We start from the raw sequence: 15501 nt of genomic DNA, 5'->3' as shown, positions 1-15501 counted from the left end.
TTTGACCTAATGCTACCTTTTGGTTTTGATAAAAAGTTTATGAAAGAAGTAGCTCAAGTCGTTTGCCATAGTGATGAGATTGTTTCTAATTCTTTGGTATGGTGACGAGCGTACGGGTCGATTGATTTGGTCAAATTCGAATCCTATACTTTTCAAATAGTCCAGCGCGCCTGGTTCATAACCACCCCGATAAATGGAGTTGATAAACCGTGGCCTAAATGGCTGCATGTCGGTGGTGAGGCCACAAAATGTATCAGAAAGTTCGCAGGAGCGTTTGGTGCCGATGCGTTCCAGCTGATGTGGTGTCTCCCCTTTAACGATCAGTTTTTGCAATGTTTCTTTTTTCCAAAGAGCAGGTTTTAAGCTCACTCTAAATTTTAGTCCTTTCGGTAAGGTATGAATACCGGGCAAAATGACTTCCCCCAGGTTATCCTCCGTTTTCCAGAGTCTGAGATAAGAGATGTTCTCTTCTATAGCTCTGGCCATGATCTTGTCGATTTCAGCAGGCTGTTTTCTGCACATGATCATGTCCTCTATCCAAACTATGACATATGAATGCGGTACCCGTTCCAGCGCATTCAGCAAATTGGTAGAGTAGTCAATGTCATCACCGAGTAAAATAGGCTTAACCGATGGATGATCATACGTTAAGTGATTGCTCACCAGGTAGATATCATATGGACACTCCGCCCAAAACTTGTCAAGCGTATAGAAAAAAGCAGGCCATACGTCGGCGTATTTATCACATGAGGGAATAAGTATGGCTGGCTTTTCCAATGCATTTGATTTAAAAATGAAGACCCAAAATAACTTCAGGATGCTTGGAATTTGAAACTTTTCAGGGGATATGTCCAAACCGAATGGACTTGCGTAATGATGTATCACTAACTTGCGGCGTATTTCAGTATAAAAAACTACTTACGGCTGTCCATGAGCAAGAAGTATTTCCTAACGTTCGCCACCAATTTCAAAAATGAAAATTCTTACCTGAAAGAATGGTTAGACTATCACCTCAGCGTGGGAGTGGAGCATTTTTACCTGTACGATCAGGATGGTGGGGAGGAGGCTAGAGAGATCCTCAGACCTTACGAGGAGAAAGGCCAGGTAACCAGGCATCTCTGGACTCACTGGGATGGCACCAAATACGATGGCCCTACCAAATTTTACCAGCGCAACAAAAACCATATGGGCTTTGCTCATGCAGCCAAAAACTACCGGAAAGATTATCAATGGGTGATGAAAATCGATGTGGATGAGTTTCTATTTCCGCTGAATGAAGCAACCAATTTGACCGACTGGTTGAAAACTGTTGATGCCGAGAAAATCAAAGGAGTGAAAGTGCCGCGCATCAATTTTGGAAACAATGGCCATGAACAGACGCCAGATATGCCAGTGTTGCGGGCTTACACCAGACGCGAGGAGTTATACTCTGATCACAAGGATCTGGCCAATGGCGATTTTTTGAGCAATAACCGATTTGCTTTCAGTGCGCACTGGTGGCATTATAAAGCCCATAAGTTTGGGAAGATGCTTACTGACCATGCAGCTATCGGCTGGCGAATTAACCATTACTACATCAAGTCTTTTGAGGAGTATCTCCATCGTCAGAACGTATCACGTGGGCGTCCTGAAGGGGAGGAAGGGTTTAAGGAAAAGAATCAACGATGCAATGAGGTAGAAGATGTCAGCATGGTGCGGTTGTTGGATCAGCTAGCCAAATGAGTTGGAGGCATGTGACCTCAGCCATCATCTGAACAAAGCTTGCTATCAGAGCTATTAAATCGACAAATAGTCGATTCAGACTTTCCGAACAGTGATGTTTTTGATGCCTGAGATATGGCATGCAGTATCCGAGAATGAGCTCCAGTACGATCCGAATACCTTCGATGTTTTGGAAAGCACATAGAGTTCTACCAAGGCACGCTGAATATCTTCCCTGGAGTTTCTACTGACTGGGCTCATGTCAGTTGCGATTTGGTCACCAAATTTTTCCAGCAGTTCTTGTTTTGTCTCCTGACAGTCTGAGGCGAGGTAAAAAGAGGCATTTGGATTCTTCGATAGTTCTTTTCTTATGGCTTGCTCAAAAAGCGAGAGCGGACTGTTCTCAATTGATTTAGTGTTATCGGATCTGCGTATGTGGATTCCCACGGTATGTTCATTGAAAGCCTTGGTGTGATCAAGAATCTGCTGCTGAAGCTCATCAATCGGCTCAAATGCCTGATAAGGATGAGGGTTTGGGTAAAATCTCGAATAGCTCGATATAATCGTTTTTTTACTTGTGATAAGATCGTTAAGGTTGGTTTTCTTATTTACCAATGCTGCGGATCGTTCGTTTGAGAAGTATTCATAGCCTTTGATGGTTCGAAGGAAATGGGGTAAACTCAGATTTCGTTTATCTGCTTTTCGATAGATCAGAGGAAGTCGCCTGGTGTTGGTGATTTTTACCTTTTTTATTGGCTTGAACAAATCTTCAAACCGACAACTCATCAGTTGATCCATTTCCCAAATAATCTCCAGCTTTTGGTTAGTTTCCAAGCTCAGGGCGAGGGCGGAATCAATGGCCCTCATTCGATTGGCTAAACCAGCAACTGGGATAATTTTGATCATGGTTTCAGAGAGATTTTGATGTTTGTTTGAGAACGAAAAGCTTAATGAGTCAGCAAAGTAGTGCGTTTTTATGGTTTAAATCTGTTCTCTGGTGTGGGATTGTAGTGATCAACATTCAGATTTCAAACTGACTTTTATCGGGGTATGTCCTTTCCAGAAAGTCTTTTACCAGGCTCACCACCTTTGGGTTGGGCTTGTCACGCTGATCATCATTTAGGCAATAGAATTTAGGTTTTTTGTTTTCTAGCTTCTCAAGAGCACGCTGCTGTCTGGTGAAATTATTTTTGATTTTATGAAACGTATGGATCTTGCTAAGCTCAAAAACAGTTATCGGATTGGCCAGATCGCGGTGATGAGTCAACATCCATTGCTTGAATACCTTCTGCATGGTGATGTTGTCATCACGTCTAAATCTGGAAGCTCTCGTTTCGTGGAAGAGGGCTGAATAATGCTTCTGCAACTCCTCAATAAACGATTTTTTATAAAGAATGGGGTTGTGTTCCACTCTTCCTAGGCTGACAATATCATTTTTACTTTCAAAAATTCGGAACTTCAAATTCTCACCAAAGAAAGTTCCGAAGACAGTCATCCGTCCTTGTAGATCCAGAAAATCGTCTATGGACACTTCATTGCCAAAGAGAAAGTCATCACAGCTATACAAAAAGTACTCGGACAACCCGGGAATCTTATGCATGAAGCTTTCGATGGTGTTGTAGTTGAAAGTGGGTAGGTACTGCTCTTCTATGATCTGATCATGATGGATGATCTTTACCTGGTGATGATCATCTTTTAACCAATCGGGTTTTTGAGGTCTGGAGGTAATGATATAGATGTTTCTGATCCATGGAAGGTACTTCTCCACCGATCTAAGGCTATATTTCAATAAGTGGAAGCTATCACGTATTCTTTCAGGATTCAGGTCTTTTGGGACTTCAGCATACTGATTGTAGACCTGTAAGTAATCTGGATTATCTCCGTCTACCCAGGTGTAAACCAGATCGATAGGTATTTGCTTTCTGTCAGAAGTCATCTTTACCAATTAAAATCCTTTTTTTTGTCCTATGACTAGAATCAGTAGGCATGTTCAGAGGGTTGCAAATGTAGTTTTATTTGCACTTCCAGGAAATTACCGAAAGCGAAAGCTGCAAATCTTAAACGAGATGTATCAGCTTGGTGTAGGAGTCCTTCAGGAACTAGGAGAGCCGTTTTGGTTGGATTTTGGGACACTTTTGGGGTACTACCGTGGAGGAGATATCATTCCACATGACATTGATATTGATGTAGGGATGATGGAGTCCTCTTATGAGAAAATTTGTGAGATGAGGGACCGCATGCCTGCGGGATTGAGTTTACATGATTCCTCTGCCAATCACAACGGGCCCAAAGTCTATTTTTCGTACAAGGGGTTTGATTTTGATGTCTTTTTTTACAAACAGCATGGTGATCACCTCAAGTGTTATTTGGAAGGAGCACCTTTCAATGAAACTCAACTGATTCACGAGAAACTGATCTTTCCACTGAAAGAAGCAACATTTAAAGGAAAGACCGTGCAGGTGCCGAAAGACACTGAAGGGTATTTACAACAGATGTATGGTTACCTGGGAATGGGAGGCACCAGAAATAAAAAGACTGGACTGTGGGAGCCTCCTGCTTAGATTACCTATTACCAAATTGGTTGAACAGCTTGTTGTCAAATATCTGGATTTCTTCCTGAGTAATCTTAGGGTTCCAAACATCAACAATTAGTACCACTCGATCTTTTTCCCCATCGTGTATCACCTCGTGCTCAAATGAATCGTCAAATCCATACGCTTTGCCTTCTTTCCAGTGCTTCCATTCTTTGCCTACTCTAATTTTTACTTTGTCAGGTTCGGGCACATCTAGTCCCAGGTGATACCGAAAGCGCAGGTTGCTGGACCCACAATGAGGTAAGATCCTCACTCCAGGAGATAGTTTGGAAATCAAAGCAAAACCAAAGTTTTTAGAAATGGGCAACTGATCTAAAACCTCGTAGGTTTCTTTGAAAAACTGCTCGTACATTGGGTCCTTTTTGCCACCAACGCCGTAGAGAAAGATTCCTGACCAGGTGCCATCTTTGGCCAGGCTGGTGTTGTCTGGGTGAGTGACTATTTTATCGATGTTGTTTTTGTATTCCTTAATGATTTTTGCGGCATTTTTTTCCAGGACGTCACATGTTTGGTCTCCTTCTATGATCGGTGGATTTTTAAGACGGGTATAGTTCCATACCGTAGCGCCGGATGCGGACAGGCCATCATTGATGGCCGGGCCGTTATATATTCTAGTGATCTTGTAATTCCCCGCGATTTCATCCGACTGTTTGGAGACGCGATTAAAACGCATAAATCTTCTGATTCCACTCCATCCCAAAGCCTCTTTGATGGGTAGATCATACCAATACAAGGACTTGATGATTTCTGTTCCTTTAATCAGCTTACCAATTCGCGAAGAAATGGATAAGTGCTTCAGATAGGATTTTATCATGTTAAAACTTGATTAAAGTTTAGGTAGAATTTGTTTTTTCGCTCGCTCCAGGTGCTCCTCATTATCTATCTCACACCAGATCAAATCTTCTATTTGCGCTAAACTCACTGGATATCCTTTTGCGCATAAGTTGGCTATGGCTACTTCATAGTCCATGTTTTTGGCCTCAGGGGTTTGCTGATGATACGCCAAAAGCTTCTCATATAACCTTAATGACACTTTCCAGATGCCCACTAGCTCGGCATCTATTGAGTCCAGCTCCTCCTTTTTTTTGGAAAGGTTCCTCAAGTGGCCTTCACTCGCTGAAATATAAACCTCATCGTTCGAGTGGGTAAATCCACTGCAGAGAATGACGTCTTCATTTCTGTTATTCAACAGCGTAGTTATGGCCTTTTCTTCATAGAGCAGGTCAGATTCCAGGAGTAGAAAATCCTGATTGATCAGCTGTTTTCCATAACAAAGTGTGTGAAAACTACCAGTTGTAGCAAACTCAGGACTCAAGAAGGTCTGTAATCCCTGATCCTTCGCCAGCTGCTCATAATGCTCATGTAAGTGTCCTGTTCCGATAATGATATGCTGGATGCCATTTTTTTTGAGTAAGTGAATGGATCGTTCAATCAGCCTTTCTTCGCCTACTTGCATGAATCCTTTAGGAATGTCGTGAGTATAGGGTCTCAATCTGGTCCCTTTACCAGCAGCGAGTATCACAGCAGTATCAATTCTTTTAGACATTATTTTCCTCCCTTTCTGAATTCACTTTAACCCGGATTATTCAATTGAATATTTAGGGTAGCTATGGTAAATACTCTATTGAATATTGACGAAATAATTCTGTATTCTAGAATTATTTGTCAGGGTAACCCTGACAAAGCCAAAGCTTTCGTCAGCCCGTAGGGCAAATTATGCTTTAATGCATAATTTGGGTTTAATTTGCTCGAAATTAGAATCAATCTTTTTAAAAATAGATATATGAAGCAAGTATATGTGGGAATGGGTACGGATCTAATCCATCATGGACATATTAACATTATTGAGATTGCAAGAGAATTGGGAGAGGTGACTGTAGGATTGCTTTCCGATAAGGCAGTGGCAAAATTTAGTAGAATGCCTTTTTTGTCTTTCGACGAGCGAAAAAAAATCCTGGAGAATCTCAAGGGAGTTAAAGAGGTGATTCCACAATACGAGCTTGACTATGAAGAGAATTTACGGAAGCTGAAGCCCGACTATGTGGTGCATGGCAGTGATTGGAAATCGGGGCCACAGCGCCATGTCCGACAAAAAGTGATTGAGCTTTTGAAAGAATGGGGTGGTGAACTGGTGGAGCCAGAATATACGCATGGAATTTCATCCACTGGCTTGCGCAATGCATTGAAGGAAGTCGGAACGACTCCAGACATCAGGAGACGTCTACTAAAGAGGCTTTTGGACTCTAAAGATATCGTACGCGTGCTGGAAGCTCACAATGGAATCTCCGGGCTGATCGTGGAGGACACCAGGTTTGAGGCCGAAGGCGAGATCAGGGAGTTTGATGCCATGTGGGTGAGCAGCCTGACCGATTCCACTGCCAAAGGCAAACCGGATACCGAATACGTGGATAGAACTTCTCGTTTCCAGACAATTAACGACATTCTGGACGTGACCACCAAGCCTATTATTTTGGACGGAGATACAGGTGGAATTCCTGAGCATTTTGAGCTACTGGTCAAAAATCTGGAGCGCCTGGGTGTTTCGGCCATTGTCATAGAAGACAAAACCGGTGTGAAGAGAAACTCCCTTTTCGGTACAGAAGTAGAGCAGACGCTCGATACCATTGAAGGTTTTTCTGAAAAGATCTCTAGAGGCAAGAGAGCACAGATGACTGACGACTTCATGATTTTTGCTCGTCTGGAAAGCTTGATTGCTGAGCAGGGAATGGAAGATGCGCTGACCAGAGCCAAAGCCTATATCGAGGCGGGAGCTGATGGCATCATGATTCATAGCCGTCACAAGGATGGTGAAGAGATATTGGAGTTCATGAAGAGGTACGAGGAGTTTGAGGTGAAAGTGCCAGTGATTTCGGTGCCTTCGTCTTACAACCAGTTTACAGAAGATGAGTTGCAGGCTGCGGGTTTCAGTATTGTAATTTATGCCAATCACCTGCTTAGAAGTGCATTCCCGGCTATGCAGAAGACGGCTCAGTCTATTTTGGAGCATAAGAGATCCAAGGAAGCAGCAGATCAATACTGTATGTCCATCAAAGAAATTTTGACCATTTTGCCCAACTAGTGCTATAGATACTGTCAGTAGAAAGTCTTATGCCAACGGACTGCCTGATTTTTGTAAGAAGTACATTTAACAATCACTTGCATGCTTGATCCAAAGGATTTTTTAGACCTTATCAAATCACACGGTATTCACTTCAGCACTGGAGTGCCTGATTCTCTTTTGAAGGATTTTTGCGGCTGTATTGCCGATTCGGGAACAGACATTATTGCCGCCAATGAGGGCGGAGCAGTTGCTCTGGCTGCTGGTCATCACCTGGCCACAGGTGAGATTCCTTTTGTCTACATGCAAAACTCTGGATTTGGCAATATCATCAATCCGTTGACTTCATTGGTTGATCCTGAAGTTTATAGCATTCCGATGCTGATCATGGTCGGCTGGAGAGGAGAGCCGGGAGTGAAAGACGAGCCACAGCACGTAAAGCAAGGTCGAGTAAACGAAGCATTGATAAGTGCTTTGGAGGTTCGCTATGACGTACTATCTGATGATCTGGAAGAAGCTAAGTCACAGGTGGAAACCGCGGTGAGCTACATGCAGACCCATCAGGCGCCTTATATTCTCTTGGTGCGCAAAGACACCTTTGCACCTTACAAAATGCAAAACCTCCCTGAGGTTCCAGACTTTGAGATGAACAGAGAAGATGCTGTGAAGGAAATTCTGGACAGACTTTCAGCTAATGATGTGGTAGTGTCCACAACGGGAAAAACCTCTAGAGAAGTTTTTGAGAAAAGGGCAGCCGATCAATCGGGCCATCAAAGAGATTTTCTGACGGTTGGCTGTATGGGCCATGCTTCTCAGATAGCCTTGGGTATTTCGCTGGCCAAGCCAGATAGAAAAGTATATTGCCTGGATGGGGACGGGGCGTTCATCATGCACATGGGCGCTGCGGGTATCATTGCTGATCAGGCACCTAAAAACTATTATCATATAGTGATTAATAATGGCGCACACGATTCAGTCGGTGGTCAGCCAACAGTTGGTTTTGACCTGGATCTGCGCAAGATTGCTGAAGGGTGTGGGTATAAATCAGCTCTGAGTGTTTCCAATAGGAAAGAACTAGCTGAGGTGTGGAAGGACTTTGTTTCAGCCGATGGGCCGGTTTTTTTGGAGATCAAAACCAAAAAAGGAGCAAGAAAGGACCTTGGAAGACCAACCATCAAGCCGATCGACAACAAGAAGGATTTCATGGATAACTTGAAATGATCATCGATTCAAACGAAAGATTTTTCAGAAATTGTTGAAATTGCCCATACCCTAAAGGCAGTTAACACAATTGTCCCTTAGGAGAATTAAAAGGGTTATACGAAAGCAAGTTTTCATTGGAAAAATCTTTCTCATCACAAGCAATAAACAACATGCTAGGTAAGCTCACTCATCAAAAAGCCATTAAAAGAAACCTACTCCTCAACCCAGGACCGGCCACCACTTCTCAGCGAGTGAAAGAAGCCATGATCGTTGAAGATATTTGCCCTCGTGAGCAGGAGTTTGGTGATTTGATGCACCAGATCTGTGATGGCATTCTGGAGATTGGAAATGGTCAGGCGACACACGAAGTAGGTCTGTTTGTGGCCAGTGGTACGGGTGCTATGGAAGCTACACTGGTCTCAGCTATTGGCGATGATGACAAGGTATTGATAGTGACTAATGGAGCTTATGGTCTGCGCATGGAGTCCATCTGCAAGAGCTACGGCCTGGAATATGACACAGCCTTTGGGTTTGGAGACTATCCTGAGCCTGCTAAAGTTCGAAAGGCTCTGCAAGGTGGCAAGTTTACTCACCTGGCCATCATCCATCATGAGACTTCTACCGGGATGATGAATCCTCTGGAGGAGATAGCGGATGTTTGTCAGGAACTAGGAGTGAAGCTAATAGTGGATGCGATGAGCTCTTATGGCGCCTATCCGATTGATCTGCAAAAGACTCCTGTTGATTATATCTTTTCGTCCAGTAATAAGTGTATTCACGGTATGGCAGGGTTGTCCTTCGTGGTTTTTCACAAGGATCGAATTGAAGAGCTGAAAAAGAATCAACGTGCCTTTTATTTTGACCTCTACAGCCAGTGGAATAATCTGCAGCAAAAGAATCAGCTCAGGTTTACTCCTCCGGTTCAGATCTGCTACGCTTTTATGGAGGCGATCAAGGAAACGCTGGAGGAGGGAGTGAAGGCTCGCTGGCAAAGGTATCAGGCCAACTGGCAGGTGCTATATGATCGGTTCAAAGCATTGGGGTTTCACTTTTACCTACCAGATGAGTACCAATCAAAAATCCTTTTAGCGATAGATCTTAACAGCAAACCCGACCTGGACTTCAATGACCTGCACGATTTTCTATATAATAATCAAATCACCATATATCCTGGAGTCATCCCGGAGAGCAATACCTTCCGGGTGGCAATAATCGGTGATTTACAACTGGAAGATGTACGCTACGTGATGAGGAAAGTGACGGAGTACCTATCCTAGTTCAGATACGGGGATAACTTATCACGGAGATTTTCTATGGGTATTTGTTTGTTGCTCTGAACAACAAGAAAGGGCACCTTATCCTGCTGAAAAGCGATAGTTGGATCCCATTGATCAAAATCAACAGTACTCCAAACGCTTTTACTGGAAACAAGAACCGGCTTTTTAGCTAGTTGGTGTACTTCTTCCAACTTACCAAGGTTGCTTAGAAACAAGTAATAAAGGGAGTACTCTGTCCATGGGATGCTCTTTTTCCAGAGGCTTTTTGGGAGTCCATGATAAGAAAGCAACAGTTGGTTGATCCATGTTCGGCCTTCCATTTGGCTAAGGTGATTTTTGAGGTTTTGGACTGTCTGGGTGTGCAGTATGGCAGGAGTAACATTCATTCCCAAAGTATCCATTTCTGGATCTACTTTTAGGATTTCAGCGGACCCTTTCCACCAGAGTGGCCGTACGGATTTATGTTGGTGTTGTAGCAGTGCTTTTCCGTTAATGATAAGATCCTCATTGCTGATGGTGTTCTTTAGCAGAACGTCTGCATCGAACGTAATATAATACGTAGACCGAACAATCGAACTCACCGCCAACTTGATCAATTGCTGTTTACGCCAGCCACCAACACCTTTCCTATTCATTGCGTCAGGTATTAAGTTCTTTTCGTCGATGAAGCGGAGTGGCAGATGAGCACTATACAGTTCCAATTCCTGCTCGATGGATGCCATGTCCTGTTTTGGAGTCACTACTAAAAACTCCTCAAAATGGAGATTCTGCCCAAATTTCAACAGACTTTGGAAAAGCAACTTACACTGCTCAAAGCTGTTGGTTTTGCCTTTTTCAAACTTAAGAGGAAGTACAGCAGATAAGTTCATGGATGAATTATTGATCTAATAACTGGTGGTAGATTTTAGCTATTTTTTTCGTATGGATGTTCCAGTCATAGGTTTTCACTATTTCATGACCCTTATTAGAAAGGGAGGTTCTTTGTTCTTTTGATTCCATTAGTTTGATGATATTTTGCGTCAGGCCGTCCAGATCTTTAGGGGGAGCAAAGTAGACCTTTTGTTCTTCAGATAACACATTCAGATAGCCTTGATTCGCAAATCCAGCGATTGGTGTGCCCATGGCCATGGCCTCTAGCAATACAATGCCAAAACTCTCTCCGAATAAAGCAGGAGCAACATACAGATCACACGTTCTGAGCAATCGCAACTTCTCCTCTTCTGGCACAAATCCCAGCATTTCCACATCTTTCAGTTGGTACTGATTAATGTAATCTTCAGCCATTTGGCGCTCATCCCCATCTCCGGCGATGATGAGACGTACCTCATCGTTTTGTTGCTTGATTGCATGAAAACTTTTCAGGGCATAGATCAACCCTTTTCTTTCTTCTAGTCTCCCGAGAAAGAGTAGGTTGAATTTGCCGTCGAGGTATTTCTCAATTGGGTCAACCGGTTTTTGGTATTCTTCCAGGTCTATACCATTCGGGATGATGGAGATTTCCCTTTTGGAAAAGCGATTGATATAAGCAGCTTGTGTTTCACTTACTGAGATGATGGCATCCATCAATGCGAAAACCCCTTTAGCCGCAATCGGCATGATGTTTTTACCGATGAACTGATTCTTGGGTGTGTCATGAAATGTGGCAACATGTTTGGCATTACTAAATCGCCTGATTTGTAACGGCAGTGCAGGATTCCAAAACGTATGGAAATGAATAATGTCAAAATTTTCGGTTTTCAGAAATTGCTTCAGTTGCTTTCGCTCCTTACCCAAAGCAATGTTGACATCAATTTTAGTTCCGCCAATATTGAGGCTTCTGTTCGATCCAAAATGATATACTCCGGGTTGGTTAGTATCTGGAAAAGGTGTGATTATCTTTACCTCGTGACCTCCCATGCGAAGGTGCCGGCTCAGGCTTTCGATGTGATTTTTGACACCTCCTGGCCTTGAAAAATCATATGGACAAACCTGTGCAATTTTCATTTGGAAGATTTCCTTTATCAATGGCAAGATTAACAATTATGTGGGTAATTCTGGGTTTTTGCACCTGTGTAAATGCTCAACATGATGATTCTGAGGTGGGCCGGAAAATACTGCCAGGAGAGGAGCTTACCTATTCGATGAACTATGGCTGGTTCACCATAGGAAGAGCCGAAATCTATTTGGATCAGGAGATTTGGCATCTGAATGGACAGCCGCACTATTACATTCAATGCCGAGTTCAGACAACTGGTTTTTTTGATTTTTTCACCTCCACAGATATTTGTTTGGAATCATGGATCGATACGACTTCCCTGAGGCCAGCAACTTCTTACCGCCAGGTGTTCTTTGGCAGGAAGGTGGATGTCCGGACAGACCGATATGATTACGCCGATTCGTTGACCATCACTACTTATGTAGAGGACGTTGACCGACATCAGGTGAAGAAATCAAGCTTAGCGGATACGCTTGTTTTGGATCTGCTTAGTACTTACCTAAATCTCCGAGATAAGATTTATGAGCATCAGCCATCTGATACCACTGTAGTTAAAATTCATTTTTCTAATGATATCTATCCTTTTGGTATAGTTCACTCAGGGGCTGTAGAGGATGGTTTGCTAAAATATGATTTCATACTGGCAGCATCAGACCAATATAAAAAGAATAATGCCGCGTATGTGTTGGGGTCTAAAAGAGGATTGGTTATTCCTGAGCAAATAGTCATCGAGTTAACTCTTGGGCGACTCAGGTTTGAGTTAGTTGATAGGAAGGTGCCATTAAAGTAGGTTCAGCTATATATTATAGAGATATATTCGTTTATTTCGTAGTAAATATTGAAGAGCATGGCAGATCGGAGTATTGTTTACCGACTAAATAGTTTTTTTAGATGGTTAGAGTCAAAAAAAGTCATCAAAAGGAGCCCAAGTCTAACCAAAGACTACCTTAAGGACTATCCAAAGTTGTCACTGTTAGAAGAAAACTTTGAGGTGATCAGAGACGAGTGCATCAGCTTACTGACCAACAAAGACAAGATCACCGACATGAAGGATCTTTTGGGTGATCACACGTCCAGTTCTGTTCATACAGTAAAGTGGAAGACTTTTATGATCAAGTCTGGGACCTTGCTGAAGGAAAACTGTGTTCACTGTCCGGAAACTGCCAAATTGATTGATCAAGTACCCAAAGTAAGAACTGCATTTTTTAGCATATTGGATCCCAATCAGTACATCACGCCACATGAGGGTTACTATGATGGCTACATGCGTTATCACCTCGGTATCATTGTGCCCAATAATAATGCAAATGGGGAATGCTGGATACGAGTGGCCAATTCGGTGATTGATAAGTCAAAAATGGATGAATTGAGTGAAACCTATTACTGGAAAAATGGGGAGGGGATTCTCTTCAATGATAACTACACACACGACGCATGCAATAATTCTGATCAAATCAGAGTGGTGTTGTTTATGGATATGGAGCGCAAGCTACCTGTGCCGTTTTCATGGCTAAATACGTTGATTCTAAACATTGCGTACAGGACGGAGAGTGTCAAAAAAGTTCGCAAGAATACCACGGTGAAGTTCTAATAGCCACACTTCGAGGATGAAAACCAAAGTTCTGGTTGGGTCGACAGCATTTATGAAGGCATTGGGAGAAAGGGCTCAATCCGCTCAAGACTTGCTCTATGTCCAGGCCATGACCTTTGAAGGGGATGCAGCAGGTGAGGAGCTAATTGATTTGATGATCGATAGTCCCGCGAGAGATAAACGCCTGATAGTTGATTCCTTTTCCAAGGCAGTGGTTAGCGATCATTTTGTATTTGGACCCAAATACTTAAAGGATGCATCGTTTAGAAGTGAGGTAAAAAACACTTATCTACTTATCCATAAAGCTGAAGCCAATGGGGTTCAAGTCAAATTTGTGAATCCGACTGGACCTTTGATGCTACGGTATCCATTGCGCAATCATAAAAAGATGATGGTGGTGGATGGACTGTATTCCTATCTGGGTGGAATCAATTTCAGTGACCATAATTTTGCCTGGCACGATATGATGATCGAGTTGGAGGGCCAGTCAATAGGTGAGGCGATTCAAGCAGATTTTCTATCTACATGGAATGGAGCCAATCAATCCATCAAAGTTGATCTGGAATCTCAGCAACTTTATTTTTTTAATGGAATAAAGAGTAAGGATCTCTATGAGAACTTTTTTGATGAAGTGAGAGGCGCGCAAAGTAAGATCACGGTTATTTCTCCCTATGTTTCCGAACCACTTCTACCAGTACTTAAAGAAGTTGCTCAGTCAGGAATAGCGGTGGAGATTATCTCCCCAAAGGAGAATAACAAAGGACTCTTTCATGACTATTTACTTTCACAAAGTGGCAAAAGGTTTTTCACATTGCTGCATCATCCGGGGATGTTTCACCTGAAGGCTATGTTGATTGATGACTCGAAATTGGTCTTTGGGAGTAGTAACTATGACCTGGTCAGTTACCACTTCGAGCAGGAGGTGGTGATGGTATCGGAGGATGAACATTTGGTGAAAAGTTTCAGGAGTCAGGTTTTAAATCCCATGATGAGTGCTTCCGTCGAATTTACTACAAGCACCACCGGCTCAACCAAAGCTAAAATCACTATGAGCTTACTCAAAGGGTTTTGTGAGCTTGCTTCCAGATCACTGTTAAGGCCAAAGAACCGGTGATCGTTTAGGGTCTGATCCGTCAATCCATTTAACTTCTAATACCTATTTTTGCGGCATGAGTACCAAGGTTGATTTTATTTGGAAAGAGGATCGGGAGCCGCATTTTCAAAGGCGGAAGGAAATACTGCGAGATATTCCTGAAGTAAAGCAACTGTTTGGAATTGATCGATGGCTTAAATACAAGGTACTCATCGTAGCTCTACTTCAGATTGGTACTTCATTTTTAGTTCCTGCCAACTTTTGGGGATTTGTCTTGACCTTATTCATTGTTGGGTCTACCCTGGTGCATATTTTGGTACTCGCTATTCATGAACTATCTCATAATCTGGCTTTTCACTCTGAGGCTAAGAATAATGTGTTGGCCTTAATCACTAATTTTCCATTGGTCTTCCCTTTTGCCATGGCTTTTAAAGCTTATCATTTGGAGCACCACTGGAAACAGGGCGAGGATGGAGTTGATACGGATCTGCCAACCAGACTTGAAGCAAGGCTGTTCAGAGGGTTCTTCGGAAAACTGTTCTGGATGATTTTTCAAATATTATTTTACGCACTGCGACCATTGTTCATTTACCCCAGAAAACCAGACAAATGGGAAGTGATCAATTTTGCCACACAGATTGCCTTTGTTGGTCTCTATGCATACTTCTTTGGATGGTTTGGAATTCTCTACATGACATTATCAGTGATTTTAGCCACAGGTCTTCACCCTTTGGCTGGGCATTTCGTTTCCGAGCATTACGTGACCAAACCAGGTCAGGAAACCTATTCATACTATGGCCCTTTAAATAAACTGGTGTTTAATGTGGGCTACCATAATGAGCACCATGATTTTCCAAATATCCCAGGATCGAAGCTTCCTGAATTGAAGAAGGTTGCCCACGAGCACTACAATAACTTACACAGCTACAACTCCTGGACTCGCGTGATTCTGAATTTCTTGACCACCAAGGAAGTAGGCTTGAATTCACGAGTTAAGCGCGCCAAATAA

Annotated in this window: 16 protein-coding genes; 9 read left to right on the top strand and 7 right to left on the bottom strand. The window is 42.8% G+C overall.

Annotation, left to right across the window (positions count from 1 at the left end; translation table 11 throughout):
• Positions 1 to 12: 12 nt before the first annotated feature.
• Complete coding sequence (locus ACO067_RS08290) at positions 13 to 777, bottom strand: hypothetical protein (protein WP_421872909.1); 765 nt, start codon at positions 775 to 777, stop codon at positions 13 to 15.
• A gap of 153 nt (positions 778 to 930) precedes the next feature.
• Here ACO067_RS08290 and ACO067_RS08285 point away from each other — a divergent pair, with 153 nt between their 5' ends.
• Positions 931 to 1722, top strand: a complete 792-nt coding sequence (locus ACO067_RS08285; protein ID WP_421872907.1) for a glycosyltransferase family 92 protein — start codon at positions 931 to 933, stop codon at positions 1720 to 1722.
• A 75-nt stretch (positions 1723 to 1797) separates the two neighbouring features.
• Here ACO067_RS08285 and ACO067_RS08280 read toward each other — a convergent pair whose 3' ends face one another.
• The gene (locus ACO067_RS08280; RefSeq protein ID WP_421872905.1) at positions 1798 to 2607 is read right to left on the bottom strand and encodes a hypothetical protein; all 810 of its coding nucleotides are present in this window, start codon (positions 2605 to 2607) and stop codon (positions 1798 to 1800) included.
• Positions 2608 to 2722: 115 nt separating this feature from the next.
• Entirely contained in the window at positions 2723 to 3637 is a 915-nt protein-coding gene (locus ACO067_RS08275) for a Stealth CR1 domain-containing protein (protein ID WP_421872903.1), read from the bottom strand.
• 130 nt (positions 3638 to 3767) lie between these two features.
• Between ACO067_RS08275 and ACO067_RS08270 the strand changes: the two genes are divergently transcribed.
• Positions 3768 to 4262: a LicD family protein gene (locus ACO067_RS08270; protein ID WP_421872902.1), complete on the top strand. Its 495-nt coding sequence runs from the start codon at positions 3768 to 3770 to the stop codon at positions 4260 to 4262.
• A gap of 1 nt (position 4263) precedes the next feature.
• Here ACO067_RS08270 and ACO067_RS08265 read toward each other — a convergent pair whose 3' ends face one another.
• Positions 4264 to 5109 carry an aspartyl/asparaginyl beta-hydroxylase domain-containing protein gene (locus tag ACO067_RS08265; protein ID WP_421872900.1) on the bottom strand — a complete coding sequence of 282 codons (846 nt, stop codon included), beginning with the start codon at positions 5107 to 5109 and terminating at the stop codon, positions 4264 to 4266.
• Between the two features lie 12 nt (positions 5110 to 5121).
• Positions 5122 to 5841: a sugar phosphate nucleotidyltransferase gene (locus ACO067_RS08260; RefSeq protein WP_421872898.1), complete on the bottom strand. Its 720-nt coding sequence runs from the start codon at positions 5839 to 5841 to the stop codon at positions 5122 to 5124.
• Between the two features lie 237 nt (positions 5842 to 6078).
• On the opposite strand from ACO067_RS08260, the gene aepX reads away from it, so the two are divergent.
• The 3 genes from aepX (at position 6079) to ACO067_RS08245 (ending at position 9833) form a co-directional block, all read left to right on the top strand.
• Entirely contained in the window at positions 6079 to 7374 is a 1296-nt protein-coding gene (gene aepX, locus ACO067_RS08255) for a phosphoenolpyruvate mutase (RefSeq protein ID WP_421872895.1), read from the top strand.
• Positions 7375 to 7455: 81 nt separating this feature from the next.
• A complete protein-coding gene (gene aepY / locus ACO067_RS08250) occupies positions 7456 to 8574 on the top strand; it encodes a phosphonopyruvate decarboxylase (protein WP_421872892.1) in 1119 nt (372 codons plus the stop codon).
• Between the two features lie 152 nt (positions 8575 to 8726).
• A complete protein-coding gene (locus ACO067_RS08245) occupies positions 8727 to 9833 on the top strand; it encodes a 2-aminoethylphosphonate aminotransferase (protein WP_421872889.1) in 1107 nt (368 codons plus the stop codon).
• Here the strand turns inward: ACO067_RS08245 and ACO067_RS08240 are convergent.
• A complete protein-coding gene (locus ACO067_RS08240; RefSeq protein WP_421872886.1) occupies positions 9830 to 10702 on the bottom strand; it encodes a DUF6492 family protein in 873 nt (290 codons plus the stop codon). The two genes, ACO067_RS08245 and ACO067_RS08240, sit on opposite strands and share 4 nt — an antisense overlap.
• 7 nt (positions 10703 to 10709) lie before the next feature.
• Positions 10710 to 11816 carry a glycosyltransferase family 4 protein gene (locus tag ACO067_RS08235; RefSeq protein ID WP_421872883.1) on the bottom strand — a complete coding sequence of 369 codons (1107 nt, stop codon included), beginning with the start codon at positions 11814 to 11816 and terminating at the stop codon, positions 10710 to 10712.
• Between the two features lie 20 nt (positions 11817 to 11836).
• Here ACO067_RS08235 and ACO067_RS08230 point away from each other — a divergent pair, with 20 nt between their 5' ends.
• The 4 genes from ACO067_RS08230 to ACO067_RS08215 are packed head-to-tail and all read left to right on the top strand — an operon-like array spanning position 11837 to position 15501.
• The gene (locus ACO067_RS08230) at positions 11837 to 12598 is read left to right on the top strand and encodes a DUF3108 domain-containing protein (protein WP_421872881.1); all 762 of its coding nucleotides are present in this window, start codon (positions 11837 to 11839) and stop codon (positions 12596 to 12598) included.
• Positions 12599 to 12655: 57 nt separating this feature from the next.
• Complete coding sequence (locus tag ACO067_RS08225; RefSeq protein ID WP_421872878.1) at positions 12656 to 13399, top strand: aspartyl/asparaginyl beta-hydroxylase domain-containing protein; 744 nt, start codon at positions 12656 to 12658, stop codon at positions 13397 to 13399.
• Positions 13400 to 13415: 16 nt separating this feature from the next.
• Positions 13416 to 14513 (top strand): phospholipase D-like domain-containing protein, encoded by a 1098-nt coding sequence (locus ACO067_RS08220; RefSeq protein ID WP_421872876.1) that lies wholly within the window; start codon positions 13416 to 13418, stop codon positions 14511 to 14513.
• Between the two features lie 55 nt (positions 14514 to 14568).
• The gene (locus ACO067_RS08215) at positions 14569 to 15501 is read left to right on the top strand and encodes a fatty acid desaturase (RefSeq protein ID WP_421872873.1); all 933 of its coding nucleotides are present in this window, start codon (positions 14569 to 14571) and stop codon (positions 15499 to 15501) included.

Source organism: Marinoscillum sp., assembly GCF_965229915.1.
Classification (GTDB): domain Bacteria; phylum Bacteroidota; class Bacteroidia; order Cytophagales; family Cyclobacteriaceae; genus Marinoscillum.
The sequence above is the reverse complement of the archived record's forward strand: the minus strand, read 5'-3'. Positions and strand labels throughout refer to the sequence as shown.